At 72.8% G+C, this 26,558-nt stretch carries 24 protein-coding genes and 1 pseudogene; 11 read left to right on the forward strand and 14 right to left on the reverse strand.

Going from position 1 to position 26,558, the window contains the following annotated elements:
- Positions 1 to 6: 6 nt before the first annotated feature.
- Both OHA65_RS27650 and OHA65_RS27655 read left to right on the forward strand, forming a co-directional pair.
- Positions 7 to 201 (forward strand): DUF3046 domain-containing protein, encoded by a 195-nt coding sequence (locus tag OHA65_RS27650; protein WP_327278879.1) that lies wholly within the window; start codon positions 7 to 9, stop codon positions 199 to 201.
- A 215-nt stretch (positions 202 to 416) separates the two neighbouring features.
- A complete protein-coding gene (locus OHA65_RS27655; protein ID WP_329316436.1) occupies positions 417 to 1,517 on the forward strand; it encodes an AI-2E family transporter in 1,101 nt (366 codons plus the stop codon).
- Here OHA65_RS27655 and OHA65_RS27660 read toward each other — a convergent pair.
- Positions 1,468 to 2,226, reverse strand: coding sequence for a Clp protease N-terminal domain-containing protein (locus tag OHA65_RS27660; RefSeq protein ID WP_327278880.1), 759 nt, complete (start codon positions 2,224 to 2,226; stop codon positions 1,468 to 1,470). The genes OHA65_RS27655 and OHA65_RS27660 overlap by 50 nt on opposite strands.
- Before the next feature lie 247 nt (positions 2,227 to 2,473).
- On the opposite strand from OHA65_RS27660, the gene recA reads away from it, so the two are divergent.
- From recA to OHA65_RS27675, 3 genes and pseudogenes are all read left to right on the forward strand, one after another.
- Positions 2,474 to 3,586 (forward strand): recombinase RecA, encoded by a 1,113-nt coding sequence (gene recA / locus OHA65_RS27665; protein ID WP_327278881.1) that lies wholly within the window; start codon positions 2,474 to 2,476, stop codon positions 3,584 to 3,586.
- Positions 3,478 to 4,188, forward strand: a pseudogene (recX, locus tag OHA65_RS27670) (recombination regulator RecX); the annotation flags it as partial. The gene recA and the pseudogene recX, both read left to right, overlap by 109 nt.
- Before the next feature lie 96 nt (positions 4,189 to 4,284).
- Positions 4,285 to 6,834, forward strand: coding sequence for an FtsX-like permease family protein (locus OHA65_RS27675; protein WP_329314683.1), 2,550 nt, complete (start codon positions 4,285 to 4,287; stop codon positions 6,832 to 6,834).
- 174 nt (positions 6,835 to 7,008) lie between these two features.
- Here OHA65_RS27675 and OHA65_RS27680 read toward each other — a convergent pair whose 3' ends face one another.
- From OHA65_RS27680 to OHA65_RS27715, 8 genes are all read right to left on the reverse strand, one after another.
- Positions 7,009 to 7,440 (reverse strand): rhodanese-like domain-containing protein, encoded by a 432-nt coding sequence (locus OHA65_RS27680; RefSeq protein ID WP_329314685.1) that lies wholly within the window; start codon positions 7,438 to 7,440, stop codon positions 7,009 to 7,011.
- A complete protein-coding gene (locus tag OHA65_RS27685; RefSeq protein WP_327278884.1) occupies positions 7,437 to 8,009 on the reverse strand; it encodes a cysteine dioxygenase in 573 nt (190 codons plus the stop codon). The genes OHA65_RS27680 and OHA65_RS27685 overlap by 4 nt, the downstream gene beginning before the upstream one ends.
- A 64-nt stretch (positions 8,010 to 8,073) precedes the next feature.
- A complete protein-coding gene (locus OHA65_RS27690; protein WP_311318651.1) occupies positions 8,074 to 8,160 on the reverse strand; it encodes a putative leader peptide in 87 nt (28 codons plus the stop codon).
- 33 nt (positions 8,161 to 8,193) lie between these two features.
- The gene (locus tag OHA65_RS27695) at positions 8,194 to 9,765 is read right to left on the reverse strand and encodes an FAD-dependent monooxygenase (RefSeq protein ID WP_327278885.1); all 1,572 of its coding nucleotides are present in this window, start codon (positions 9,763 to 9,765) and stop codon (positions 8,194 to 8,196) included.
- 204 nt (positions 9,766 to 9,969) lie between these two features.
- Positions 9,970 to 10,863: an amino acid ABC transporter permease gene (locus OHA65_RS27700; RefSeq protein WP_329314689.1), complete on the reverse strand. Its 894-nt coding sequence runs from the start codon at positions 10,861 to 10,863 to the stop codon at positions 9,970 to 9,972.
- Complete coding sequence (locus OHA65_RS27705) at positions 10,860 to 11,534, reverse strand: amino acid ABC transporter permease (protein WP_405757040.1); 675 nt, start codon at positions 11,532 to 11,534, stop codon at positions 10,860 to 10,862. Before OHA65_RS27705 ends, OHA65_RS27700 begins: the two co-directional genes overlap by 4 nt.
- Positions 11,535 to 11,617: 83 nt before the next feature.
- Positions 11,618 to 12,469 carry a glutamate ABC transporter substrate-binding protein gene (locus OHA65_RS27710; RefSeq protein WP_405762603.1) on the reverse strand — a complete coding sequence of 284 codons (852 nt, stop codon included), beginning with the start codon at positions 12,467 to 12,469 and terminating at the stop codon, positions 11,618 to 11,620.
- An 87-nt stretch (positions 12,470 to 12,556) separates the two neighbouring features.
- A complete protein-coding gene (locus OHA65_RS27715; protein ID WP_328763946.1) occupies positions 12,557 to 13,342 on the reverse strand; it encodes an amino acid ABC transporter ATP-binding protein in 786 nt (261 codons plus the stop codon).
- Between the two features lie 269 nt (positions 13,343 to 13,611).
- On the opposite strand from OHA65_RS27715, the gene OHA65_RS27720 reads away from it, so the two are divergent.
- Together OHA65_RS27720 and OHA65_RS27725 are read left to right on the forward strand one after the other, a co-directional pair.
- The gene (locus OHA65_RS27720; protein ID WP_327278890.1) at positions 13,612 to 14,328 is read left to right on the forward strand and encodes a response regulator transcription factor; all 717 of its coding nucleotides are present in this window, start codon (positions 13,612 to 13,614) and stop codon (positions 14,326 to 14,328) included.
- 13 nt (positions 14,329 to 14,341) lie between these two features.
- Positions 14,342 to 15,754 (forward strand): HAMP domain-containing sensor histidine kinase, encoded by a 1,413-nt coding sequence (locus OHA65_RS27725; protein WP_327278891.1) that lies wholly within the window; start codon positions 14,342 to 14,344, stop codon positions 15,752 to 15,754.
- Positions 15,755 to 15,791: 37 nt separating this feature from the next.
- On the opposite strand, the gene OHA65_RS27730 is transcribed toward OHA65_RS27725, so the two are convergent.
- Together OHA65_RS27730 and OHA65_RS27735 are read right to left on the reverse strand one after the other, a co-directional pair.
- Positions 15,792 to 18,080, reverse strand: a complete 2,289-nt coding sequence (locus OHA65_RS27730; protein ID WP_405762605.1) for an endo-beta-N-acetylglucosaminidase — start codon at positions 18,078 to 18,080, stop codon at positions 15,792 to 15,794.
- A gap of 39 nt (positions 18,081 to 18,119) precedes the next feature.
- A complete protein-coding gene (locus OHA65_RS27735; RefSeq protein WP_327278893.1) occupies positions 18,120 to 19,439 on the reverse strand; it encodes a glycosyl hydrolase in 1,320 nt (439 codons plus the stop codon).
- Positions 19,440 to 19,894: 455 nt separating this feature from the next.
- Here OHA65_RS27735 and OHA65_RS27740 point away from each other — a divergent pair, with 455 nt between their 5' ends.
- Positions 19,895 to 20,956 carry a LacI family DNA-binding transcriptional regulator gene (locus OHA65_RS27740; protein ID WP_327278894.1) on the forward strand — a complete coding sequence of 354 codons (1,062 nt, stop codon included), beginning with the start codon at positions 19,895 to 19,897 and terminating at the stop codon, positions 20,954 to 20,956.
- A 65-nt stretch (positions 20,957 to 21,021) separates the two neighbouring features.
- The gene (locus OHA65_RS27745) at positions 21,022 to 21,963 is read left to right on the forward strand and encodes an ROK family protein (RefSeq protein ID WP_327285814.1); all 942 of its coding nucleotides are present in this window, start codon (positions 21,022 to 21,024) and stop codon (positions 21,961 to 21,963) included.
- A 57-nt stretch (positions 21,964 to 22,020) separates the two neighbouring features.
- Here OHA65_RS27745 and OHA65_RS27750 read toward each other — a convergent pair whose 3' ends face one another.
- Positions 22,021 to 23,016, reverse strand: coding sequence for a TAXI family TRAP transporter solute-binding subunit (locus tag OHA65_RS27750; protein ID WP_327278895.1), 996 nt, complete (start codon positions 23,014 to 23,016; stop codon positions 22,021 to 22,023).
- 151 nt (positions 23,017 to 23,167) lie between these two features.
- Between OHA65_RS27750 and miaB the strand changes: the two genes are divergently transcribed.
- Both miaB and OHA65_RS27760 read left to right on the forward strand, forming a co-directional pair.
- On the forward strand, positions 23,168 to 24,691 hold the full coding sequence (gene miaB / locus OHA65_RS27755) for a tRNA (N6-isopentenyl adenosine(37)-C2)-methylthiotransferase MiaB (protein ID WP_327278896.1): 1,524 nt from the start codon (positions 23,168 to 23,170) through the stop codon (positions 24,689 to 24,691).
- A gap of 648 nt (positions 24,692 to 25,339) precedes the next feature.
- Positions 25,340 to 26,047, forward strand: a complete 708-nt coding sequence (locus tag OHA65_RS27760) for a hypothetical protein (RefSeq protein ID WP_327278897.1) — start codon at positions 25,340 to 25,342, stop codon at positions 26,045 to 26,047.
- An 80-nt stretch (positions 26,048 to 26,127) separates the two neighbouring features.
- Here OHA65_RS27760 and OHA65_RS27765 read toward each other — a convergent pair whose 3' ends face one another.
- Complete coding sequence (locus OHA65_RS27765; RefSeq protein ID WP_327278898.1) at positions 26,128 to 26,373, reverse strand: antitoxin; 246 nt, start codon at positions 26,371 to 26,373, stop codon at positions 26,128 to 26,130.
- A 23-nt stretch (positions 26,374 to 26,396) separates the two neighbouring features.
- A complete protein-coding gene (locus OHA65_RS27770) occupies positions 26,397 to 26,552 on the reverse strand; it encodes a gliding motility protein (RefSeq protein WP_327278899.1) in 156 nt (51 codons plus the stop codon).
- Positions 26,553 to 26,558: the final 6 nt, after the last annotated feature.

Raw genomic sequence — 26,558 nt, forward strand, 5'->3', positions numbered from 1 at the left:
GGGGGCATGCGGTTGACGATTTTCTGGGAGCGGATGGCCGAGCACTTCGGCGCGGCGTACGCGGAATCCTTCGCGCGCGACCACGTCATGACGGAGCTCGGCGGACGCACCGTCCACCAGGCGCTGGACGCGGGCTGGGAGGCCAAGGACGTGTGGCGCGCGGTGTGTTCGGCGATGGACGTGCCGGCCTCGCTGCGCTGAGGCCGGCGGCCGTTTCCCCGTCCGCGCGGCGGGTGGGACAGACTGGCCGTGTGGCAGCCACCGATGAGACGACCGTGACGACGACGACCGACACCGCCGACACGCGGGGTCCGGGCGGCCCGGCCGATGCGACGGACCCGGCCGGTCCGGCCGATCGGACCGGTCCCGCTGAGCCTCCCGGCGGCGCCGGGGCAAGGGCGGCGGCCGGGGCTCGGATGCCGCGCTGGCTGCCGCGCGCGATCGTCCTCGCCCTGGCCCTCATCGCCTGCTTCCAGCTCGGCAGCTGGGCCTTCCACCAGCTGACCGGACTGCTCGTCAACATCCTGATCGCGTTCTTCCTCGCCCTCGCGATCGAACCCGCCGTGGCCCGGATGTCGGCCCGCGGCATGCGCCGCGGGCTCGCCACCTTCCTGGTGTTCCTCGGGGTGTTCGTCGGGGCCGCCGGCTTCGTCGTCCTGCTCGGCTCGATGCTCGCCGGGCAGATCGTCGGCATGGTGGAGGGCTTCCCGAGCTATCTCGACCGCGTGATCGACTCGATCAACACCACCTTCCACACCGAGCTGTCCCGGCTCGCGATCCAGGACAGCCTGCTGCACTCCGACTGGCTCCAGAAGTACGTGCAGAACAGTGCGACCGGCGTGCTCGACGTGTCCGCCACCGTGCTCGGCGGACTCTTCAGACTGCTGACGGTCGGGCTCTTCTCCTTCTACTTCGCCGCCGACGGGCCGAGGTTGCGGCGCGCGCTGTGCTCCGTACTGCCGCCGGCGAAGCAGTCGGAGGTGCTGCGCGCCTGGGAGATCGCGGTCGCCAAGACCGGCGGCTACCTCTACTCGCGCAGCCTGATGGCCCTGGTGTCCGGCATCGCGCACTACGTCGTCTTCGCGGTCCTCGACGTGCGGTACGCGCCCGCCCTCGCGGTGTGGGTGGGACTGGTCTCCCAGTTCATCCCCACCATCGGCACCTACCTGGCGGGCGCGCTGCCGATGCTGATCGCCTTCACCGTCGACCCCTGGTACGCGCTGTACGTCCTCGGGTTCGTGGTGGTCTACCAGCAGTTCGAGAACTACCTCCTCCAGCCGAAGTTGACCGCGCGGACCGTGGACATCCACCCCGCAGTGGCCTTCGGCTCGGTCATCGCCGGCACCGCCCTGCTGGGCGCGGTCGGGGCGCTCATCGCGATCCCGGCCGTCGCCACGCTGCAGGCCTTCCTCGGCGCGTACGTGAAGCGGTACGCGCTGATGGAGGGGGCGGACGGCGCGCAGTCCGCTACGACTTCCCGTCCATCCCGGCGAGTACGGCTGCCAGGGCTTCGGTGACGGTCGCCTCGACGGCGGCCTTGTCCACGCCGAGACCGCTGAGCACGCCTTCGCCGTTCTCCAGTTCGAGGAGCGCGAGCAGGATGTGCTCGGTGCCGACGTAGTTGTGGCCCAGGCGCAGCGCCTCGCGGAAGGTGAGCTCCAGGGCCTTCTTGGCACCCGCGTCGAAGGGGATGAGGTCCGGGATGTCGGTCCCGCCCTCGGGCAGGGCGGCGGTCGCGGCGGCCCGCACGGCGTCGACGGAGACGTTCTGGGCGCGCAGGGCCATCGCGGCGAGCCCTTCGGTCTGGGCCAGCAGGCCGAGGACCAGGTGTTCGGTGCGGATCTCGGTGCCGCCGGCGGCGCGGGCCGCGCTCTGGCTGGTCACGACGACGTTGCGGGCCCGGGGGGTGAACCGGGCGAAGCCCTGGCTGGGGTCGAGGTCACCGGCGTCGCCCTTGTCGCCCTTGGGGACGAAGCGCTTCTGGGCGGCCTGACGGGTGACGCCCATGCTGCGGCCGATGTCGGTCCAGGAGGCGCCGGAGCGGCGGGCCTGGTCGACGAAGTGGCCGATGAGGTGGTCCGCGACGTCCCCGAGGTGCTCCGCGGCGACGACGGCGTCGCTGAGCTGCTCCAGGGTGTCGGTGTGGACCTTCTTGATGGCCTCGATGAGGTCGTCGAGGCGTACCGGATTGGTCATGCGAACGGGTTCCACCGAAGGGTTCGTCATGAGTGCAACCCTAGGTTGACAGTCCAAGAAGTGTCAACCATGGGTTGTCACCCTGAGGGGAAGTGTCGCCGCCCGGCGGGTCCGGCCGCCCTCCGGGTGGGCGGCACGCGGCGCGCTTGACAGGGAAATCGAACATCCATTCTGATGAGTTATCCACAGCCGAACCGGGCGTGGGAGCGCATTGTCAGTGGCAGGCGTTAGCGTCAATGGCGTGAAGCGATCGACTCAAGCAAACCGGGTGGAACCCATGGCAGGCACCGACCGCGAGAAGGCTCTCGACGCCGCTCTCGCACAGATTGAACGGCAATTCGGCAAGGGTGCGGTCATGCGCCTCGGCGACAAGCCGAACGACCCCATCGAGGTCATCCCCACCGGGTCGACCGCGCTGGACATCGCCCTCGGCGTCGGCGGGCTGCCCCGCGGCCGTGTGATCGAGGTGTACGGCCCGGAGTCCTCCGGTAAGACGACCCTGACCCTGCACGCCGTGGCCAACGCGCAGAAGGCCGGCGGCACCGTCGCCTTCGTGGACGCCGAGCACGCGCTCGACCCTGAGTACGCGAAGGCCCTCGGCGTCGACACCGACAACCTCATCCTGTCGCAGCCGGACACCGGCGAGCAGGCGCTGGAGATCGTGGACATGTTGGTCCGCTCCGGCGCCCTCGACCTCATCGTCATCGACTCCGTGGCCGCGCTCGTGCCGCGCGCGGAGATCGAGGGCGAGATGGGCGACTCGCACGTGGGTCTCCAGGCCCGACTGATGAGCCAGGCGCTCCGGAAGATCACCGGTGCGCTCAACCAGTCCAAGACCACCGCGATCTTCATCAACCAGCTCCGCGAGAAGATCGGTGTGATGTTCGGCTCGCCCGAGACCACCACCGGTGGCCGCGCGCTGAAGTTCTACGCCTCCGTACGTCTCGACATCCGCCGCATCGAGACCCTGAAGGACGGCACGGACGCGGTCGGCAACCGCACCCGCGTCAAGGTCGTCAAGAACAAGGTTGCGCCGCCGTTCAAGCAGGCCGAGTTCGACATCCTCTACGGCCAGGGCATCAGCCGCGAGGGCGGCCTGATCGACATGGGCGTGGAGCACGGCTTCATCCGCAAGGCCGGCGCCTGGTACACGTACGAGGGCGACCAGCTCGGCCAGGGCAAGGAGAACGCCCGCAACTTCCTGAAGGACAACCCCGACCTCGCCAACGAGATCGAGCGGAAGATCAAGGAGAAGCTGGGCGTGGGCGTGCGCAAGGACGCCGCCGCCGACGAGGCAGCCACCGCTGCTGCGCCGGCCGACGCCGCGGCCGTGCCCGCCCCCGCGTCGAAGGCCAAGACGACGGCCAAGGCCGCCGTCGCCAAGAGCTGACCGTGCGGGAGCAGGAAAGGGGCGGCGGGAACGGCGGCCGGGAGGGCCGTCGCGAAGGCGGCCGCGAAAGCCGCCAGGAACTGCCGCCCCAGAGTCCCGAGGAGCAAGCGCGGGCGATCTGCCTGCGCCTGCTCACCGGGATGCCGCGCACCCGGCGGCAACTCGCGGACGCCCTGGACAAGCGGGGCATCCCCGAGGAGGTGTCGCAGGAGGTCCTCTCCCGGTTCGAGGAGGTCGGCCTGATCGATGACGCCGCCTTCGCCGGGGCCTGGGTCGAGTCCCGGCACCGCGGCCGGGGCCTCGCCCGCCGGGCCCTCGCGCAGGAGCTGCGCACCAAAGGGGTGCACGCCACCCTCGTCCAGGAGGCCCTGGAACAGCTGGACTCCGACCAGGAGGAGCAGACCGCCCGCGAGCTCGTGGAGCGCAAGCTCCGCACCACGCGGGGCCTGGAGCGGGACAAGCGGATCCGGCGCCTCGCCGGGATGCTCGCCCGCAAGGGATACCCGGAAGGCATGGCCCTGCGGGTGGTCCGGCGCGCGCTGGAACAAGAGGGCGACGACGGCACGGACGCGGACGAAGACCCGGGGTACCCCCGGTTCTGAACCGCACCGCAGGGCCCGGGGGTGGGGGTAGCCCCCGGGTCGAGACGCCAGGGTGCTTCACTGCCAACGGGCGGCCCCGGCGACAGAGTTGACCGCATGATGCTGCGTTACGCCCTCCAGACCGTCCGGGACCGCAAAGCCGGTTTCCTCGGCGCCTTCGTCGCGCTCCTGTGCGCTGCCGCCCTCATCACCGCCTGCGGCACGCTCCTGGAAACCGGACTCCGCGGAAAGATCGCCACCGAGCGCTACGCGGCCGCACCGGTCGTCGTCTCAGCCGACCAGAACGTGCACCAGACGACGGTCAAGGTGAAGAAGGGCGACCCGCAGAAGGTCAAGACGAAGCACAAGGCCAAGCCCGTCGCCGAGAGGGCCTGGCTGCCCGCCGCCACCGTGGAAGCGGTCCGGTCCGTGCCGGGCGTCGAGCGGGCCGTGCCCGAGCTCAGCTTCCAGGCCGTCCCCCTCGTCAAGGCCGCCGGCGCCACGAAGCCCTCGTACGGGCACGCCTGGACCTCCGCCGTGCTCACGCCCTTCACGCTCGCCGAGGGGCGTGCCCCGCAGGGCGGCGGCGAAGTCGTCGTCGACCGCGAACTGGCCGCCCGAGCAGGGCTGAAGACCGGTGCGACGCTCACCGTGCAGGCCACCGGCGAGCCCAAGACGTACACCGTGAGCGGGATCGCGCAGACCGCCCGCGGCGACCTCGAACGGCAGAACAGCCTGTTCTTCGGCGACGCCGAGGCACAGCGGCTGGCCGCCCGCGACGGACGGGTCACCGCCATCGGGATCCTCCCCGCGCCCGGGACCGACCCCGGCGAGTTGGCCGAACGGATCGGGAAGGCACTCCAGGGCACCGGCGCACAGGTCGCCACGGGCGACGACCGCGGGCCCGTGGAATTCCTCGACGCGGCCGGCGCACGCATCAAGCTGGTCTCCATGGGCGGAGCCATGGGCGGCACCTCTCTGCTCGTCGCGATCCTCGTCGTCGTCGGCACCTTCGCCCTCTCCGTCCAACAGCGCTACCGCGAGCTCGCCCTGCTGCGCGCCATCGCCGCCACCCCGAAGCAACTGCGCAGCATGATCGGCCGCGAGGCCCTGCTCGTGGGCCTGGCCGGCGGTGTCGCCGGGTCGCTCGCCGGACTCCCGCTCGCCGCTTGGCTGCACGGCCGGTTCGTCCTGAGCGGGGTCGTCCCCGCCAACCTGGAGCGCACCGCTGGGATCTTCCCGATGTTCGCCGCCGTCGGCGCGAGCCTGCTCGGAGCCTGGGCCGCCGCCCGCATCACCGGGCGGCGGATCGCCCGGATCCGCCCGGCCGAGGCGCTCGCCGAAGCCGCCGTCGAGCGGGGCCGGCCCGCATGGATCCGGATCGCGATCGGGGTGCTGCTGCTGGCCGGCGGTGCCGTACTGGTCGCCGTACTGAGCGCGCTGCGCACCGAGCCCGCCTCGACCCCGGTGACCTTCCTCGCGGTCGTGGTCCTCGCCGGGGCGGTGTCGCTGCTCGGCCCGCTGCTGGTCCGGGGCGCGACCGCGCTGCTCGCCGGCCCGCTGCGGCTGACCGGCCCGGGAGGGCACCTGGCCACCGCGAACCTACGCGGCAACGCCACCCGGATGGCCTCCGCGGTCACCCCGCTCGCCCTGCTGATCGGCATGACCTGCACCGTCCTGTTCATCACGCCGACGCTGGGCAACGCCGGCCGGGCACAGGCCCGAGACGGGATCCGGGCCGGCTGGGTACTGGCCGCGCAGGGACCGGGCGTCACCGGCGGGGCCGCCGAAAGCATCCGGCGCACCCCCGGGGTCACGGCGGCCACCGAGATCGTGCACACGTCCGTACGGGTGGGGCTGACGAAGTACGGCGCGCAGGGGGTCACCCCGGCCGGACTGACCCGCACCTGGGACCCCGGTGTGACGAGCGGCACCCTGGACGGCTTCGGCGAGAAGAGCGTGGCGGTGAGCGAAGTGGCCGCCGATCAACTGGGGCTGAAGCCGGGGAGCCCGCTGGAGCTGGCGCTGGGCGACGGGACCCCGGTCACCCTGACCGTCTCGGCCGTCTACGCGCGGGGGCTGGGCTTCGGGGACGTGACGCTCCCGCACGACCTGGTCGCGGCGCACGTGGACGCCCCGCTGGCGAGCAGCGTGCTGGTGGCGGCCGAGCCGGGGACCGGGCGCGAGCAGCTGACCGCGGCGCTGCGGGGGTTCCCGGGCGTCGGGGTGCTGTCGGCGCGGGACGCGGACGCGGCACGGGCGGAGCAGCAACAGGCGGGCGCCGAGATCAACCTGCTGGCGATGGGGCTGGTGCTGGCCTTCACCGCGATCGCGGTCGTCAACACGCTGGCGATGTCCACGTCGGAGCGGCTGCGGGAGTTCGCGATGCTGCGGCTGGCCGGGGCGAAGCGGCGCCAGGTGCTGCGGATGCTGCGGACGGAGGCGCTGGCGGTGCTGCTGATCGGCGCGGTGCTGGGGTCGGGGATCTCGCTGGCCGTACTGACCGCGTTCAGCGTGGGCATGACGGGAGCGGCCGCGCCGGCGGTGCTGCCGGTGGTGTACGTGTCAGTGCTCGGCGTGGCGGGGCTGCTGGCCCTCGCGGCCACTGCCCTGCCGGGGCGGGTCGCGCTGCGGGTGCCGCCGGTGGAGGTGGCCACCTCGCGGTAGCCGCCCGGCCCGCCGGTGACCCGGGGCCTCGCCGCCGAAGCGGCGGGGCCCCGGACCCGGTGGCGTGCGTGGCCTGCGGGCTGGTCCCCTACCCGCCCTTCGCCCGTTCCCCCGGGCTCCGCCCGGACCCGGTCCTCAAACGCCGGACGGGCTGGAAGACCCCGGGCCTGGTCCTCAAACGCCGGACGGGCTGGACCCCGCCACGGGCTCGTGTGCGGGGCGGGTGACCGGGAGGCCGGCGGCTTTCCAGGCCTGGAAGCCACCCGTCAGGTCCGTGGCGCGGTGCAGGCCCAGCGCGTGGAGGGAGGCCGCCGCGAGGGAAGAGGCGTACCCCTCGTTGCAGATCACCACGACCCGCAGGTCGTGCGAGGTGGCCTCGGGGGCGCGGTGCGAGCCCTGGGGGTCCAGGCGCCACTCCAGTTCGTTGCGCTCCACCACCAGCGCGCCCGGGATCAGGCCGTCGCGGTCGCGCAGCGCCTGGTACCGGATGTCCACCAGGAGCGCGTCGCCCGCCCGGAACGCGGCGTGTGCCTGCGCCGGGTCGATGCGGGCGTACCCCGACCGGACCCGTTCCAGCAGGGCGTCGATGCCGACGGGCGCGCTCACTGCCAGTCCGCCGGACGCTCGACCTGCTCCAGCGTGAGCACCCGGCCGGTGCGGCTGTAGCGGCGGATCAGGGGCAGCGGCGGGTAGTACGCGTGCACCGACACGGCGTGCTCCGCCGGCGACTCGTTGAGCACCTCGTGGACGTGGTGCTCGCCGAAAGCCCGGCCCGTGCCCGGGCCCAGGCTGCGGCTGCGGTCCAGGTCGGGGGCGAGTTCCAGGCTCCGCCAGCCCTCCGAGGGCAGCCGGACCGCCAGGGAGTGCTCCCTGAGCCGGCCGCGGGCGGTGACGAACGCGCCCTGCGACTCGGCGTGGTCGTGCCAGCCGGTGCCGGTGCCCGGCGGCCAGCCGATCACCCAGGCCTCGCTGCCGCCCGGCCCGTCGAGGCGGATCCAGGTCCGGCCCTCAGGGTCGAGGGGGAGGGCGTCGATGACCGCCGGGTCGGCGGCGGTGCGCAGGGCGAAGTCGAGGAGTTCCGCGGCCGTCACCGAGGGGGCGCGGGCGGCGCGGACGGGGGCGTGCGGAGGTGCGAGGGGCGCAGTGGATGCACTGGGTGCAAGGGGCGCAGACATGGGGGCGTGACCGTCCTGGGGGTTCGCGAAAGCGCGCGCGGAGCGCGCGGGAGGAGAGGGCGAATCAGCAGGAAGGGCGACACACGCAGCCCGCGTAGCGGAGCAGGTCCATATGGACCCTCCGCCACAGGCGTACGTCGTTGCCGGTCATGTCCGCGAGTCAAGCACGAGGAACTCGGACCGGTCAATCGATCACGGCTGGATGTGTGGTGGAAGACTCCCGCAGCAGCCCGGGCGCCCCCGAGCGGACGGTGTCCGCCGCCTCGTACAGCTCCGCGGGCCGCACGCCCGCGAAGGTCGCCGCCAGGTGCCCGTCCGGCCGGACCAGGAGCACCGTGTGCGCCGGGGCGCCCGGGTAGCCGTCCGCTACCAGCAGCTCGGTGCGGACCGGGAGGGCGCTCACCGCCGCCGCGAGCCGCGGCATCAGCCCGGCGCCCAGCCAGTGCCGCCGGTCCCAGACCCCGGTGCCGGGGGCGACCAGCACCACCAGCAGGCGCCCGCGCCCCATCAGATCGCGCAGCGGCACCGTCGACCCGTCGGGCGCGGTGACGGGAACGTCGGCCACCTGGCCGCCCGGCTCCGTGTCGGTGGGCACCTCGCGCACGGCCACCGGTGGGGCGTACGTCGGCGCCGCGCCCAGCGGCCCCCGCCCCAAGTGGCCGTCGGTCAGGAGCAGTTCACCGGAGCGGGTGGAGCCCGGCAGCAAGGTCCGCAGTCCGCCCCCGCCGCGGAGCACCGGCATCGACTGGTCGGCGGCGCGCAGCCGCGCCGCGACCGCCGTACGTCGTTCGCCCTCGTAGCTGTCGAGCAGTTCCTCGGAGGCGCCCTGGTGCCAGGCCACGCTCAGCTTCCAGGCGAGGTTCTCGGCGTCGCGGAGCCCCTCCTCGACCCCCTGCGTGCCGAGGGCGCCCAGCAGGTGGGCGGCGTCCCCGGCGAGGAAGGCCCGGCGGTCGCGCCAGCGCCGGGCGAGCCGGTGGTGCAGCGTGTGGACCCCGGTGTCGAGCAGGTCGTACGGGGGAGTGGTGCCCCCGCACCAGCTCGCGAGGCTGTCCCGGACGAGGGTCACCAGAGCGTCGGGGGTGACCAGATCGCCGCGGGCCGGAAGCAGCCAGTCCAGCCGCCACACCCCGTCGGGCAGCGGTCGGGCGGTGGTCTCCTGCGGCGGGTCGCGGTGCAGCAGGGCCTCGCCGGGCCAGGGGAGTTCGGTGCGCAGCGCGGCCACGGCATGCCGTTCGACGGCGGTGCGGCCCGGGAAGCGGATGCCGAGCAGTTTGCGCACGGTGGAGCGGGCTCCGTCGCAGCCGACCAGGTAACTCCCGCGCCACCAGGTCGTCTCGGCGCCCCGGGTGTGTGCGGTGACCCCGCGGTCGTCCTGTTCGAGGGAGTCCAGTTTGCTGTCGGCGACCAGCTGGACCAGGGGGTGCGCTCCCGCGGCGTCGCGCAGCCCGCGGGCGAGGGCGTGCTGCGGCAGGTGCAGGGGGGCGGATCCGTCGTCGAAGGTGGTCCGCCCGGTGTCACGGCCGCGCCGCATGGTGCGCCAGGCCGCGTAGTACGCACCCTCATCGCGCAGTGTCGTACAGCCCAGCCGCTGCGCCATCGCGGCGGTGTCGGCGTGCAGGACGACGGTCCGGGCCGGCCGGGGCAGGTCCTTCCCCGGTCCCTCGTCGAGCACGACGCAGCGCACGCCCGAGCCGGCCAGGGCCAGGGCCAGCGACAGTCCGACGGGCCCCGCGCCGACGACGATCACCGGGTCCATGATGCGGCTCCCGATGTCCGGTATGTGATCACAGAACGTATGCAACCCACTGGAGGTGCCTGCGTCAAGTGACACCCGCCCCCGCCAACGCCGTGTGGTGCGGCGGATGAGTTCCGCCGCACCACAGGTGTCACGCCAGTGTACTGACCGGACGTCAGGCTTCCGTTGTCGGGGAGCCGTGTCCGCCGGGGGGCCGAGCGGGGGTCAGGGGGCCTGACCCACGCCTGCCGCTCCGCCCGCGTCGACCTCGGCCACGTCCCCGGCGACGACCGCGCCGGTGCCCTTCTGCGACTTCCGCAGCCGCCCTTCGAGCCAGGAGGCGAAGGTGGTGAGCGCGAAGTTCACGGCGATGTAGATCAGGGCGATCACGACCATGGTCGCGATGGTGTTGCTGTAGTTGGCGGAGATCTGCCGGTTCATCGACATCAGGTCGGCGAAGCCGAGGACGGCGCCGCCGAGCGCCGTGTCCTTGAGGATCACCACGAGCTGGCTGACCAGGGCGGGCAGCATCGCCGTGACGGCCTGCGGGACCAGGACGTACGTCATGATCTGGCCCTTGCGCATGCCGATCGCCTTGGCCGCGTCGGTCTGGCCGCGCGGCAGCGTCAGGATGCCGGCCCGGACGATCTCGGCGATGACCGAGGCGTTGTACAGGACCAGGCCGGTGACCACCGCGTACAGCGGCCGCAGGTCGGAGCTGACGGTGCCGAGCATGACGTACAGGGCGGAGCTGAAGATCATCAGCATCAGGACCGGGATGGCACGCAAGAACTCCACAACCGTGCCGACCGGGACGCGTATCCAGGCGTGGTCCGAGAGCCGGGCGATTCCGAGGAGCGCACCCAGCGGCAGCGCGATCACCATGGCGATCAGGCCGGCCTTGAGGGTCTCCCCGAGGCCCGGCAGCAGGAACGTCGTCCAGATCTGGCTGTCGGTGACGAACGGGGCCCACTTGTCGGCGTCGAGCTGGTTCTTCTCCGCCATGAGGGACAGCGCCCACCACATGACCAGTGCGAGGAGTACCAGGAAGACGCCGGTGTAGATCCAGTTGCGGGCCTTGGCCTTGGGGCCGGGGGTGTCGTACAGAACGGAGCTCATCGCTTCACCGCCACTCGCTTGGCCACCCAGCCCAGCAGCAGGCCGGTGGGCAGGGTCAGCAGGACGAAGCCGAGAGCGAAGACCGCGAAGACGGCGAAGATCGCGTCCGCTTCGTTCTCCAGCATTTCCTTCATCAGCAGGGCCGCCTCGGCCACACCGATCGTCGCCGCCACCGTGGTGTTCTTGGTGAGGGCGATTAGTACGTTCGTCAGCGGTCCGACGACCGCACGGAAGGCCTGGGGGAGCACGATCAGGGTGAGCACCTGGAAGAAGCTCAGCCCCAGCGCGCGGGCGGCTTCGGCCTGGCCCACGGGGACCGTGTTGATGCCCGAGCGGATCGCTTCGCAGACGAAGGTTCCGGTGTAGGCGATCAGCCCCAGGATCGCGAGGCGGAAACCGATCTCCTTGGAGGTTCCGCCGGCGAGTGTGATGCCCAGGGTCTGGTCCAGGCCCAGCGAGCAGCCGAGGATAAGGAGGGTCAGCGGCGTGTTGCGCACGATATTGACGTACGCGGTGCCGAACGACCGCATCAGCGGGACTGGGCTGACCCGCATCCCTGCGAGGACGATGCCCCAGATCAGGGATCCGGCCGCCGAGTAGAGGGTGAGCTGAACCGTCACCCAGAAGGCTCCGAGCACGTCATATTGCCCGGAATTAAGAAAGTCGAACACGTTGCCCTGCGCTCTCCCCAGGATGGCCGGTGAGGCACGTCGCCGCCCGTGACAGGCGGGCGGCGACGCCCCTCACCGATGAATCAGCTTCCTTCGGTGATCTGCGGGGCCGGCTCGGCCTTGTAGTTGGCCGGTCCGAAGTTCGCGTCGACCGCCTTCTGCCAGGAGCCGTCCTCGACCATCTTCTTGAGCGCGGCGTTCACCTTGGTCTGGAGCTCGGTGTCGCCCTTCTTCAGGCCGATGCCGTAGGGCTCGTCGCTGAGCTTCAGGCCGGCCAGCTTGAACTTGCCCTTGTTCTTCTCCTGCGCGGCGTAGCCGGCGAGGATCGAGTCGTCCGTGGTCAGCGCATCCACGGCCTTGTTCTCCAGGCCGGTGAGGCACTCGGAGTAGCCCGGGTACTCGCGCAGGTCGGCCTCGGGGGCCAGCTTGGTCTTGACGTTCTGCGCCGACGTGGAGCCGGTGACCGAGCAGAGCTTCTTCTTGTTGAGGTCTTCGACCTTGGTGATCGAGGTGTCGTCGGCGCGGACCAGCAGGTCCTGGTGGGCCAGGAAGTACGGGCCGGCGAAGTCGACCTTCGCCTTGCGCTTGTCGTTGATCGTGTAGGTCGCGACGACCAGCTTCACGTCACCGTTGGCGATCAGGTTCTCGCGCTCGGCGCTGACGGCCTGCTTGAACTCGATCTGGTCCGGCTGGTAGCCCAGCTCCTTGGCGACGTACGTCGCCACGTCGACGTCGAAGCCGGTGAACTTGCCGTCGGGCGTCTTGAGGCCCAGACCCGGCTGGTCGAACTTGATGCCGATGACGATCTTGTTCTTGGCGCCGCCGGACGCGCCGCCGTCACTGCTCGCCTTGTCGCTGCTGCCGCCGCAGGCGGTCGCGGTCAGAGCGAGGACTGCGGCCACGGCCGCGGCCGCACCGGCCTTGAAAACCTTCATGGTGAACTTCCCTCGGATGAGACGTTGTTGGACGACGAGCGACACGTGTGCTCTGAGCCGCCAGGGGATCACTACCAGACGGGACCGTCAGTGGTGCAGGATCTTCGAAAGGAAGTCCTTGGCGCGGTCACTGCGCGGGTTGCTGAAGAACTGCTCGGGCGCGGCCTCTTCGACGATCTTTCCGTCGGCCATGAAGACGACCCGATTGGCCGCAGAGCGGGCGAAGCCCATCTCGTGCGTGACGACCACCATCGTCATGCCCTCCCGGGCGAGCTGCTGCATGACTTCCAGCACCTCGTTGATCATTTCCGGGTCGAGCGCCGAGGTCGGCTCGTCGAACAGCATCACCTTCGGGTCCATCGCCAGCGCGCGGGCGATCGCCACGCGTTGCTGCTGGCCGCCGGACAGCTGCGCCGGGTACTTGTCAGCCTGCGAGCCGACCCCCACCCGGTCCAGGAGGGACTTCGCCTTTTCGAGTGCTGCTGCCGAGTCCGTCTTGCGGACCTTGAGCTGACCCAGCATCACGTTCTGCAGCACGGTCTTGTGCGCGAAAAGGTTGAAGGACTGGAAGACCATGCCCACGTCGGCACGCAGCCGGGCCAGTTCCCGTCCCTCCGAGGGCAGTTCCTTGCCGTCGACCGTGATGGTGCCCGAGTCGATCGTCTCCAGGCGGTTGATGGTCCGGCACAGCGTGGACTTGCCCGATCCCGAAGGACCGATCACCACGACGACCTCACCGCGGGCAATGCTCAGATCGATGTCCTGAAGCACGTGCAGCGCGCCGAAGTGCTTGTTGACGTTGCTCAGTACGACCAGGTCGTCCGCGGTGCCGGCCGCATCCTGCACGTCCTTGGTCACTGATACTCCGCTCATCGGCTTCTAGCTCCGTCCTCCTCGGTTGGGAGGACAGTAGTGACGCGGCGCGCACACCGTCATCACATCTGAGGGAGAATTGAGCATAACGATACGGCCTCGCCCCGATACGCTCCGTGCGCACTGCGGTGGGCTGGGCGAGGATGCCCGTACCGGGTGCATAACGGAAGGCGCGCCAGACCGGAACCCCCTTGACGTGGGCCTCTCCATCGGCGTGGATGCATGGTGGCCCATTGACCACGGGCCCAGATCAGGAAAAGGGGGACGCCATGAGACTGCTGCTCGTCGAGGACGACGACCACGTTGCCGCCGCCCTGTCCGCGATCCTCGCCCGGCACGGCTTCCAGGTGACCCACGCCCGTAGCGGCGAGGAGGCCCTGCAGGCCCTGCTACCCGCAGGAGCGCCGGCCAGCGTCACTCCCTACGGGGTCATCCTGCTCGACCTCGGCCTGCCCGATCAGGACGGCTACGAGGTGTGCGGGAAGATCCGCAAGCGCACCTCGACTCCCGTGATCATGGTGACCGCGCGCGGCGACGTCCGCTCCCGTATCCACGGCCTCAACATGGGCGCCGACGACTACGTCGTCAAGCCGTACGACACGGGTGAACTCCTCGCACGCATCCACGCCGTCGCCCGGCGCACCGGTGCCCCCGAAGACACCGCCACCGGTACGGGTGGCGGCTCCGACGTGGTCCGGCTCGGCCCGGTCAGCATCGAACTGGCCACCCGCCGCGTCAGCGTAGACGGCGCCGACGTACCGCTCACCCGCAAGGAGTTCGACCTGCTGGCACTGCTCGCGCAACGGCCCGGGGTCGTCTTCCGCCGCGAGCAGATCATCAGCGAGGTCTGGCGCACCAGCTGGGAGGGGACCGGCCGGACCCTGGAGGTCCACGTCGCCTCGCTGCGCTCCAAGCTGCGCATGCCCGCCCTCATCGAGACCGTCCGCGGGGTGGGCTACCGGCTCGTCGCCCCGGCCGCCGCCTAGCGGGGCCCTTGACGTGCGCGCCCGGCTGCTCCCCCTGCTCGTCATCCTGATGGCGGGCGTGCTGCTCGCCCTCGGCTTCCCGCTCGCAGTGAGCCTGGCCGCCGGGCAGCAGCAGCGCGTGGTCGTCGACCGGATCGACGACAGCGCCCGCTTCGCCGCCCTCGCCCAGTTCGTCATCGACGCCGAGGGCTCCGGCTCCACCGGCGCCACCGAGCGCCTGGAGACCCTCCAGCTCGAACTGGCCCGCTACCAGCAGCTGTACGGCATCCGCGTGGGCATCTTCCTGCGCGACGACAACGCCATGGCCCGCGCCCCCGGCTGGTGGGAGCTCCCGGAGCAGGGCGAGGGCCGCCGTGCCTTCCAGGAGGCCCTCGCTGGACGGCGCAGCCACGACCCCGCGCAGGTGTGGCCCTGGCAGACCCACGGCAAGCTCCTCGTCGCCTCCCCGGTCGTCCTCGACGGAGACGTCGTCGCGGTCGTCGTCACCGAGTCGCCCACCGACCAGATGCGGGCCCGCATCCTGAGCGGCTGGATGATCATCATCGCCGGGCTCGCCGCCGCGATGCTCGTGGCCTTCGGCGCCGCCCTCGTGCTCACCAGGTGGGTGCTCAAGCCGGTCCGGACCCTCGACGCGGCCGCCCACGGCATCGCCACGGGACGGATGAACTCCCGGGTCGCAGCCGCCGGCGGGCCCCCGGAACTCCAGCGGCTGGCCCACTCGTTCAACGAGATGGCCGACAACGTGGAAGAGGTCCTGGAGCAGCAGCGGGCGTTCGTCGCGGACGCCTCCCACCAGCTGCGCAACCCGCTCGCTGCGCTGCTCCTGCGGATCGAACTGCTCGCCCTCGAACTGCCGGAAGGAAACGAAGAGATCGCCTCCGTGCGGACCGAGGGCAAGCGCCTGACCCAGGTCCTGGACGACCTGCTGGACCTGGCGCTGGCCGAGCACACCTCCGCCGAGCTCAGCCTGACCGACATCGCGGCACTGACCGCCGAACGGGTGGCGTCCTGGCGCCCGTACGCGGAGGAGAAGGGCGTACGGATCACCGAGACGGGCCGGACCGCCGTCACGGGCTGGGCCGACCCCATCGCCCTCTCCAGCGCGCTGGACGCCGTCATCGACAACGCCCTCAAGTTCACGCCGGAGGGAGAAGAGGTCGAGGTGTCGGTCGCCGCGGAGGGGCCCTTCGTGCACGTGGTCGTCGCCGACCGCGGACCCGGACTGACCGACGAGGAGCTGCTCCGCGTCGGCGACCGGTTCTGGCGCAGCGGCCGCCACCAGAACGTCAAGGGCTCCGGGCTCGGCCTGTCGATCTCCCGGGCGCTGCTCGCCGCGGGCGGCGGGTCCCTCGCGTACGCGACGAACCCGCCGCACGGGCTGCGGGTGACGGTGGCCGTCCCGCGCAGCGATCCGCACACGCCCTGACCGCAGCCGCGGGAACCACCCCGGGCCGGCCCCCGGGTCAGGCCGGTCCGGTCCAGGTGAGGGTGGTGCAGGCTGGGGCGGAGGCCGCGTACAGCTCGTCCACCGCCCGGACCTCGAAGACGGCCGCCGGCTCCCGGCCGGCCCGGGTGACGGCCGGGAGGTACAGGGCGGTGCCGCAGGTGCCGCCGAGGAAGCGTCGGGCGCCGTCCGGGAGCAGGCGGTACAGCTCGTAGTGGCGGACCGGCCCGGCAGCCCGGCGCCAAGACAGTCGGAGGGCGGCCTTGCCGTCCTGCTGGGTCGCGGCGTCCACGGTCAGCGCACCAGGAGCCGCCGGGCGCCGCCGCGCGGTGTCGTCGCGTACCGACAGGGCGCCGAGCCGCCAGGCCACCGCCCTTTTCCCGCGCACCGTGATCCGTACGGCCAGCCCGTACGCGGTCCGGCCCGCCAGGGACGGGAGCCCGACCCGGGAGGTGTGCCACCCGCCGCGGCCGGAGCCCGGGGTCTGCGCCTTCAGCCAGGTGTACGGGACCGGCTCCCCCGGAGCGCCCGGCTCGCGCGTGGCCACGCCGACCTCGATGCCGAGCGTGCCCGCCTCGGCGGCGTGCACCAGCTCCACGGCCGTGGAGCCGGTCAGCGGCAGCCGCGTGCAGTGCAGGCCGACGACGGCCGGAGCGGTGAGCGCGCCGGCCACGAGGAGGCTGGAGCCGCCGCGCCAGGCCTTCGCGAAGTCCAGCGTGACGGAGGGCCGCGGCCCGGCACAGTCCACGGCCCAGCGGCGGCCCGGGAGCACGTCCTGGAGTCCGAGGTGGTTCCAGGGGATGTCGGAGGTGACCTCGCCCTCCTCGTACCAGCGCTCCCCGTGCCCGGTGTTGAATGCACAGGCGAAGGGGAGGGCGGTGACGGTGGACCGGTCCGCGACGGCCGTGGCGGGCGCCCGCCAGCTGCCCTCGGGCGCGGGACGGGCCGGGTCCAGGGACTCGCCCGTCCAGAACCGGTCGTCGGCGCGGTGGAAGGCGCCGGGGGAGCGGTCGGTGAGGTGGTTGCGTGTCCACTCGGGCCGGTAGAACCCGAAGCTGACGACGTGGTCGCGGTCGCGCGGGATGACCGCGTCCCAACGGACGGCGGAATCCCAGCCGCCCGACTCCACGTCGAGGGCCGCCCACAGCTCGTGGCGGGAGCGGCCCATCCGGTCGGCGAGCGCGCCGGAAGCGGCCAGGGTCTGCGCGGTCCAGCGGAAGTCGACGAACACCGTGTCCGCGACCCGGCCCGCCCGGTCCTCGAAGAACTCCTGGTTGAGCTGGTTCAGTGCGCCCTGCCAGCCGACCCTGCCGGTGCTGTTCATGGCGTCGTACCAGGTGATCCGCAGGCCGTGCGGGGAGCCGGCCGCCCGCAGTGCGCGCAGGAACTCCCGCATCCGGGCGGCGAGCGAACCGTCCCCGCCGTCGGTCTCGGCGTTCACGAACCAGCCGTCGAACCCGTACGTGCGCGCCACCTGTACGAGCTTCTCGGCGATCGGGAACCGGCCGGCGGAGTCACGCTGGACGAGGTCCCGCGTCCACTGGAGGTCGCCGCCGTACGCGACGGGCGGCAGGAAGACGTTGCCCAGCACCGGGACGCCGTTGCGGTGGGCCGCGTCGATCACGGGCGCGTTCGGGGCGAGCACGATTCCCTCGCCGGAGGAGCCGCCCCAGAACACCAGCTCGTCGAGGTACGCCCAGTGCGTGAGCGCGTAGTGGTCGGCGGTCGCGGAGCCCTGGGAGGGGTTCTGTGCGGTGGGCCCGAAGGAGACGAGCGAGGAGATCCGGGCCTGCCCGGCGCGCGCACCCGGGTTCACCGGCACGGGGGTGAAGCGGGGCGCGAGCGGCACGGTCGCGGTGTTGTGCGCGAGGTCCGGATCGGACTCGGGGGACCACTGCTTCAGCGACCGCCAGGTGATGCCCGGGCCGGGGGCGCCCTGGGGGAGCGAGTCGGGGAACCAGTAGGAGGCGTACGGGGCCAGGTCGGCCGGGGTACCCGGTACCGGGGCCGGGACGGCCTGCGCGGCCGGGGCGCCGGGGACGGCCTGCGCGGCCTGCGCCCGGGTGGCCGTGCCGGCCGCGCCGAGCAGTGCGGCGGCGCCCGCGCCCGCCCCGGCGGCGAGCACCCCGCGCCGGGTCGGCGGCGTCACGCGGGCGGGAGGGGTGAAGGGTGCCTGAGGGACGGGCAGCGCGGGCAGCGCGGCACGTGCGGGATATCCGGGACGTGCCTGAGGTGTCTGACGTGCCTGAGGTGTCTGACGTGACGAACGGGCGGTGCGAGGGTCGGCGCCGTTGCCGGTCTCGGACATGCAGGGCTCCTCGGTGACGGGTGGTCGGGCGGCGGATGATCAGGTGACGTCATGCACGCGCAGCACCTCGGTGATGCCGCGCGCGGCCAGGTGGGCGGCGTCCCCGGCGAGCTCCGCCAGGACCACTGCGGGCCGGACCCCTTGGGCCGTCAGCGCGGCCCAGGCCTCGAAGAACGCCCCGCCGGGCGCGCACACCGAACGCCTCGGCGCGGCCTCCGCCCCGCCGACGTCCAGCACCAGCGCCGTGGACCGGACGGCCGGGCGGTGCTCCCGCCCCCGCCACCGGTCGGCGATCCGGGCGACGGCCGCCCCGGCCGGCTTGACCCCGCGGTCGTTGGTGAGCAGGCCGAGCCCGTACTCCAGTTCCGGGAAGTCCGCGAGCTCCCGGGACACGTCGTGCGAACACCACCAGGTCACGCCCCACAGGTCCGGGCAGTCCAACACGTTCGCCACGGTCGCCTCGGTGAACGCGGCCGCGTGCTCCGCCGGGACCAGCGGCGCGGGCGCCCCGACCTCCTGGAGCCACACCGGCCGGTGCGGATCGAGCGCCCAGGCCTTCGACAGCTCGACCAGGTACGCGGCGTGGTGCTCGGTCGCCGTCCCGGTCCGGCCGTGGCGCTGCGCGGTCCCGTTGAACACCCACGAGTGCACGGCCGTGGCCGCGCCCAGCCGGGCCGCCTGCGCCACGGTGAAGGGGTGTCCGTCCTGGTACCAGGCGGCGTCGTACTCGGCGTGCACGTGGGACCGGCCCGGGGCGCCCTTCTCGCAGGCGGCGAGCATCCGTTCCAGCCAGCGGCCCGCCTGTTCGCGGGTGATCCGGTCGGGGTCGGGGTGCGGGGCGCCGGAGAACTGGTTGATCTCGTTGCCGACGGTCATGCCGAGGAAGTTGGGCCGGTCGGCGAGGGCGGCGGCCAGCGTGCGCAGGTACTCCTCCTGCGCGGCGACGACGTCCGGGTCGGTGAAGATGTTCCGCCGGTGCCAGGTCCCGGTCCAGGCGGGCAGGAAGTCGAAGCTCGACAAGTGCCCCTGCAGACCGTCCACGTTGACGTCGAGCCCGCGCTCGGCGGCCGCGTCGGCGAGCGCGACGAGCTGTTCGACGGCGCGCGGCCGGATGAGCGTCCGGTTCGGCTGGAACACCGGCCACAGCGGGAAGACCCGTACGTGGTCCAGCCCGAGCGCGGCGACGGAGTCGAGGTCCGCCCTGACGTCTTCGAGGTCGAAGTCGAGCCAGTGGTGGAACCAGCCGCGGGCCGGGGTGTAGTTGGCGCCGAAACGGAGCGGACGGGGCGGACGGGGCGGGTGAGGCGGACGGAGCGGACGGAGCGGACGGGGCGGACGAGGAGGGATTTCGTCGTGCATAAGGCGTCCTGGAGTTCTCGCGAGTTCTCGGAAATGCGCCGGGTGGCGTACAACCTGCCGGGAGTCGCGGGCATGAGTCAACAGGGCGTCGGGCGGCGGAACTTATGCGCTTCAGTCCCGTTGACAGAAGGGCCCCGGGCTCCCAAGCTGATCGAACTAATGCGGTTTAGTTCAGACCTTCGTTCCGATCCCGGAAAGGGTACGGAAATGGACAGCGGTATTTCGGTCACGGAGATCGCGACCCCGGCCGGCCCTCTTTACCGGTTCCACGGAAAGCCCGGAGCGGGCACGACCGCGCTGCCGCCCGCCGGCCGCGCGCGGCTCCCGCTGACGGTCACCCCCGGATGCTGCTCAAGGCGGCCTGCCCGGGCAGGATCGCGTACGGTCCCGCCATCGCCGTCCGCGCGTGCTGCACGCCGGACGTACCCCAGGGACGAGGAAGAGGCAGGCAGGCCATGGCCCGCAGACCCACCATCAAGGACATCGCCCGCCGCGCCGGGGTGTCCGAGAGCGCCGTGTCCTTCGCGCTCAACGACCGGCCCGGGGTGTCCCGGGAGACCCGCGCCCGGATCCGCGGGGTCGCCGAGGAACTCGGCTGGCAGCCCAACAGCGCCGCCCGCGCCCTGTCCGGGGAACGCTCCGGCGCGGTCGGGCTGGTGCTCGCCCGGCCCGCGCAGACCCTCGGCGTCGAGTCCTTCTTCCTCCAACTGGTCTCCGGCATACAGGAGGTGCTGTCCGCCGGCCGGGTCGCCCTGCTCTTCCAGGTCGTGGACGACATCGACGCGGAATGCGCCGTCCACCGCCGCTGGTGGGCCGAACGGCGCGTGGACGGGGTCCTCGTCGTCGACCCGCGCACCGACGACCCGCGCCCGGAACTCCTCGCGCAACTGGGCCTCCCGGCCGTCATGATCGGCGGGACGGGCGAGACCGGGCCCCTGTCCTCGGTATGGGCCGACGACGCCCGGGCCATGGCCCAGGTCCTGGACCACCTGTACGAGCTGGGCCACCGCCGGATCACCCACGTCGCCGGGCTGCCCGGCCTCGCCCACACCGCCCGCAGGATGGCCTCGCTGCGCGCCGAAGCCGAGGCGCGCGGGCTCGGCCCGGACGACGTGCGCTCGGTGGTCACCGACTACTCCGACACCGAGGGGGCGGCCGCCACCCGCCGGATCCTCGCGGAACCCGCACCGCCGACCGCCCTCGTCTACGACAACGACGTGATGGCGGTCGCCGGCATCGCCGTCGCCGCCGAGCTGGGCATCGCGGTCCCCGGCCGGATCTCCATGGTCGCCTGGGACGACTCCGCGCTCTGCCGGGTCACCCACCCCCGGCTCACCGCGCTCGTCCGCGACACCGCGGGCTTCGGCCGGCTCGCCGCCGAGGAGCTCCTCGGCGTGCTCGCCGGCGGCCCGCCCCGGGCGCGCGAGAGCGAGCAGCCCCGGCTGGAGCCCCGGGAGAGTACGGCCCCGCCCCGGCCGCATACTGATTCCGACCCCATCCTGGAGCCGCTTCCGTGACCAGTCCCACCTCCGCCTTCACCGCACCGCTGGCCACTGGCCCGGCTGCCGACCCGGCCGCCGGTCTGACGGTGGCCATCGACATCGGCGGTACGAAGATCGCCGGTGCGCTGGTGCACCCCGACGGCAGGATGACGGCCACCACCCGCCGTCCCACCCCGCGGGGAACGGACGGCGAGCGGGTCTTCGCCGCCGTCGCCGAGGTCGTCGCCGAACTGGCCGGCTCGACACTGTGGCCGTCGGCGGTCCGGTGCGGCATCGGCAGCGCGGGTCCCGTCGACACCTCCCGCGGCACGGTGAGCCCGGTGAACATCGGGGCCTGGCGGGAGTTCCCGGTCCAGGCCCGGATCGAGGCCGAACTGGCCCGGCACGGCGTGGCCCTGCCGACCGTACTCGCCGGTGACGGCGTGGCGATGACCGCCGCCGAGCACTGGCTGGGAGCGGCCCGGGGGCACGCGAACGCCCTGTGCATGGTGGTCTCCACCGGGGTCGGCGGAGGCCTGATCCTGAACAACCAGCTCCACCCCGGACCCACGGGCAACGCGGGCCACATCGGCCACATCAGCGTGGCCTTCGACGGTGAGCAGTGCGTCTGCGGGGGCCACGGCTGCGTGGAGTCCATCGCCTCGGGCACCGCCATCGCCCGCTGGGCCCGGGCCCAGGGCTGGACCCCGCCCGGCCCGGACGGGGATGCCACCGCGGCGGGCGTGGCCCTGGCCGCCGAGGCCGGGGACCGGGTCGCCGTGGCCGCCTTCGACCGTGCGGGCCGCGCCCTGGCCGCAGCCATCGCGGCCACCGCGACCCTCGTCGAAACGGACATCGCGGTCATCGGCGGGGGCGTCGCCGCCTCCGGCGACACGCTCTTCGCGCCGATCCGCGCCCACCTGGCCGACTACGCCACGCTCTCGTTCGTGAGCGGCCTCAAGGTGGTCCCGGCCGCCCTGGGAACCCACGCGGGGCTGATCGGCGCGGCCGCGGCGGCGCTGATGCTGCTGCCCGCGGCCTGACCGTCCCGACGGCCGTCCCGGTCCCGGTACCCGGCCCCGTTGCTACGGTGCCCGTCGCTACGGCTTGACCGAGCGGTAGTACCGCTGTGCGCCCTCGTGCAGGTCCAGCGGTTCCGTGTAGATCGCCGTGCGCAGGTCCACCAGCTGCGCCGCATGTACCTCGTGCCCGATCCGGTCACGGCTGAGGATCACCGTCCGCGTGAACTGCTCGGTCAGCTCCGGGTCCGTGTTCTCCGTGGTGACCAGCAGGTTCGGCACGGCCAGGGTCGCCACCGAAGAGGTGTTCCGGGCCCGCGTGTACGCGTCCTGGGGCATCACCGCCGCCCGGTAGTAGCGCGCCGGGCTCCCGCTCGCCTGGAGCTCCGCCACCAGGTCGCCGAGCTGCACGAGCCGGATGTCGAACCGCTCCGACAGCTCGCGCACCGCGTTCGTCGGCAGGCCGCCGGACCAGAAGAACGCGTCGATCCGCCCCGCCTGAAGCTCCGCCGGCATGGTGTCGATGCCGATCGACACCGGGGTGATGTCCCGCGCCGGGTCCAGCTTGGCCGCCGTCAGCAGCCGATCCGAGACCAGCCGCACGCCGGAGCCCGGCTGGCCGACCGCGACCCGCTTGCCCTTCAGGTCCCGCGCCGACTGCACCGGCGACCCGGCCGGGACCACCAGCTGCACGTAGTCGTCGTAGAGCCGCGCGACGCCGCGCAGCCCCTCGGCGCCCGGCTTCCCGTCGACCCGGTACTTGGAGACCGCGTCGGCCGTCGCGATGGTGAAGTCCGCCCCGCCGGTCGCCACCCGCCGGAGGTTCTCCTGCGAGCCCTCGCTGGTCTCCAGCCGCACCTTCACCCCGGGCATGTCCCGGGCGAGCGCCTGGTCCAGCAGCTGCCCGTAGCGGTGGTAGACGCCCGTACGCACACCCGTGCTGAAGGTCAGCCCGCCCTTGAGCTCCGGCTCCCCGAACGGCCTCAGCCACCACGCGAGCAGCCCGAACACCGCGAGGACGGCCACCAGCCCCCACAGGGCGGTGCGCCTGCGAATGCGGGGCGGAACGTGAACCATGGCCGCGATCCTGCCACCGACCCGCCGCCCTGTCACGGCCCCGCCCGTTCCGGCGCCCCGGATCAGGACCCGGCGCGAACGTCCGCGATCGGAAAACCGTCCACGCCGTACGAGGTCCGGAGGGCTTCCGGGTACCGCCTACCCTTGTTGCATGACCAGCAGCAGCGACCGGAGCACGGCAGTGGACGTCAAGGGAACATACGAGGTGCGCACCTACGGGTGCCAGATGAACGTGCACGACTCCGAGCGGCTGTCCGGTCTGCTGGAGGGCGCGGGCTACACGCGGGCGCCCGAGGGCTCCGACGGTGACGCCGACGTCGTGGTGTTCAACACCTGCGCCGTCCGCGAGAACGCCGACAACAAGCTGTACGGCAACCTCGGTCGGCTCGCCCCGATGAAGACCAAGCGCCCCGGCATGCAGATCGCCGTCGGCGGCTGCCTCGCGCAGAAGGACCGCGACACGATCGTCAAGCGGGCCCCCTGGGTCGACGTGGTCTTCGGCACGCACAACATCGGCAAGCTGCCCGTCCTGCTGGAGCGCGCCCGCATCCAGGAGGAGGCGCAGGTCGAGATCGCCGAGTCGCTGGAGGCGTTCCCCTCCACGCTCCCGACCCGCCGCGAGTCCGCGTACGCCGCGTGGGTGTCGATCTCCGTCGGCTGCAACAACACCTGCACCTTCTGCATCGTCCCCGCGCTGCGCGGCAAGGAGGAGGACCGCCGGCCCGGCGACATCCTCGCCGAGGTGGAGGCCCTGGTCGCCGAAGGCGTCTCCGAGATCACCCTGCTCGGCCAGAACGTGAACGCGTACGGCTCCGACCTGGGCGACCGCGAGGCCTTCTCGAAGCTGCTGCGCGCCTGCGGCCAGATCGAGGGCCTGGAGCGGGTCCGCTTCACCTCCCCGCACCCGCGGGACTTCACGGACGACGTGATCGCGGCGATGGCCGAGACCCCGAACGTGATGCCGCAGCTGCACATGCCGATGCAGTCCGGATCGGACACCATCCTGCGCGCCATGCGCCGCTCGTACCGCCAGGAGCGCTTCCTCGGCATCATCGAGAAGGTCCGCGCCGCCATCCCGCACGCCGCGATCTCCACCGACATCATCGTGGGCTTCCCCGGCGAGACGGAGGAGGACTTCGAGCAGACGATGCACGCGGTGCGCGAGGCCCGCTTCGCGAACGCGTTCACCTTCCAGTACTCCAAGCGCCCCGGGACCCCGGCGGCCGACATGGAGGGGCAGATCCCGAAGGAGGTCGTCCAGGAGCGCTACATGCGGCTGGTCGCCCTCCAGGAGGAGATCTCCTGGGAGGAGAACAAGAAGCAGGTCGGCCGCACCCTGGAGGTCATGGTCGCGGAGGGCGAGGGCCGCAAGGACGGCGCCACGCACCGCCTCTCCGGCCGCGCCCCCGACAACCGACTGGTCCACTTCACGAAGCCGGAGGAGGAGGTCCGCCCGGGCGACGTGGTGACGGTGGACATCACCTACGCGGCCCCGCACCACCTGCTCGCGGAAGGCCCGACCCTGACGGTCCGCCGGACCCGCGCGGGCGACGCCTGGGAGAAGCGGAACGCGGCCCCCGCGCAGCCGCAGGGCGTCATGCTGGGCATCCCGACGCTGGGCGTCCCCGCCCCCCTCCCCGCAACCACGTCGGGCTGCGCCGCCCCCACCACCTGATCACCGCGCCGCGCCCCGCCCGCCGGGCCGCGCAGGGCGGTTCCCCATCGGGCACTGCGCTGCTCTGCCGGGCTCGGGCGGCGGCCTGCTGCGCGGCACCATCTCGCCGGGTGGGCTTGCGGGAGGCCCCGGCCGTCGGTTTGGCTCCGCAGCACCCCGTCGGGCGCTGCGCGCCCGCACCCCACGCCCCGCTCCCTCGTTCAGCGGCCTTCGCGCCACTACCCGGCCAGGCCGGCGCGCGGGCAGGGTGGTGCTCCGGCGGGCACCGCGGGCCCCCGTCCGGCGGGTGCTTGGTGCCCGGCTCGCGCGGCGCCAGCCGGGCCGGCTGTGCGTTGAGGCGTGGGGTCCCCTGACGGACTCTGGCGGAGCCCCCGGCGGTAGCCGGCGGAGGAACAGGCGAAGGGGGGCCCGCAGGGCCACCCACCCCCGGCCCGGCAGGTCCGGCTCCCGACGCGCTGAACCCGCGCCGGGTCCCGGCTGCACACACCGAGTCAGGGGGCTGAACGGGGATCCGGCCGGGAGTCGCGGGCCGGACCCCGGCCGTGCGCCCCCGCGTCGGGGACGTCGTGCGGGCCGGGAGCGGAGCCCAGGGGCCGGGGGGCGGGGTTGCGGGGCCCGGGGCGGGGTGTGGCGGCTAGGCTGCGGGGCATGCTCGTTGCCGCCGCCGTCTGCCCCGCCCCGCCGCTCCTCGTGCCCGAGGTCGCCGCAGGTGCCGCCGCCGAACTCGGCGAAGCCCGCACCGCCTGCTCCGACGCGCTCGCCGTGCTCACCGCCTCCCGGCCCGACCTGCTGGTCGTCATCGGGGCCGCCGACCAGGACCACCGCGGTCCGTACCCCCAGGGCGCCCGCGGCAACTTCCGCGGCTTCGGCGTCGATGCCGACGTACAGCTCGGGGCCGGAGAGGAGGGCCCCCGCCTCCTGCCGCCGTCCCTCGCCGTCGGCGCCTGGCTGCTCGGCCGCGCCGGCTGGGGCGCCGCGCCGGTGGAGGGGCTCGGGGTGGGGGAGCCGCTCGAAACCGCGCGCTGCCTGGAGGCCGGTCGCGGACTCGCCGCGCGCGAGGAGCGCGTCGCGCTCCTCGTCATGGGCGACGGCAGCGCCTGCCGCACCCTGAAGGCCCCCGGCTACCTCGACGACCGCGCCGCCGGCTTCGACGCCGCCGCCGCCCGAGCCCTGGCCGCCGCCGACGTACCCGCGCTCGCCGCCCTCGACGCCGAGCTCGCGCACGAACTCAAGGCCGCCGGCCGGGCGCCCTGGCAGGTGCTGGCGGGTGCGGCCGAGGGTGCCGGGCTCGACGGGCGGCTGCTGTACGAGGACGCCCCGTACGGGGTCGGCTACTTCGTCGCCGCCTGGTCGTAGGCGAGCCGGGCACTGCGGACACGAGGGCGGGGCGCGGGTTCACCAAACCCGCGCCCCGCCCTCGTACGCACGGGACCGCGTCAGGACGCCGTCGGCGGCGTCGGACCGCCGGGGGCGTCCTTGTGAGCGATCTTGCCCAGGGCGTCCTTCGCCTTGCTCGTGCCGGTCTCGATCTTGCCGTGGTACTTGCCCTTGGTCTTGGAGTCCACGGCCTGGGCCATCTTGTCGAGGTTCTGGCCGATCTTGCCCTCGTGCTGCTGTGCGAGGTCGCCGACCTTGTCCTTCGCCGGAGCGAGCTTGGCCTTCAGAGTGTCCAGCAGGCCCATGGGGCACCTTCCAGTGGCGGTGGCTACGTACGGGCGCTCTCGCCGGCCCCGCTGTCCGCGGCGGCCTCCGCCGACTGCTGCTTCGGGATCTCCACGGCTTCCGCCACGGGAGCCTCCGCCTCGGCAGGCTCGGCCGCGGTCTCGGAGCCCGTGGCCTCGGCCTCGGCCTCCGCCGTCACGTCCTC

Source organism: Streptomyces sp. NBC_00045 (assembly GCF_045041095.1).
Taxonomy (GTDB): domain Bacteria; phylum Actinomycetota; class Actinomycetes; order Streptomycetales; family Streptomycetaceae; genus Streptomyces.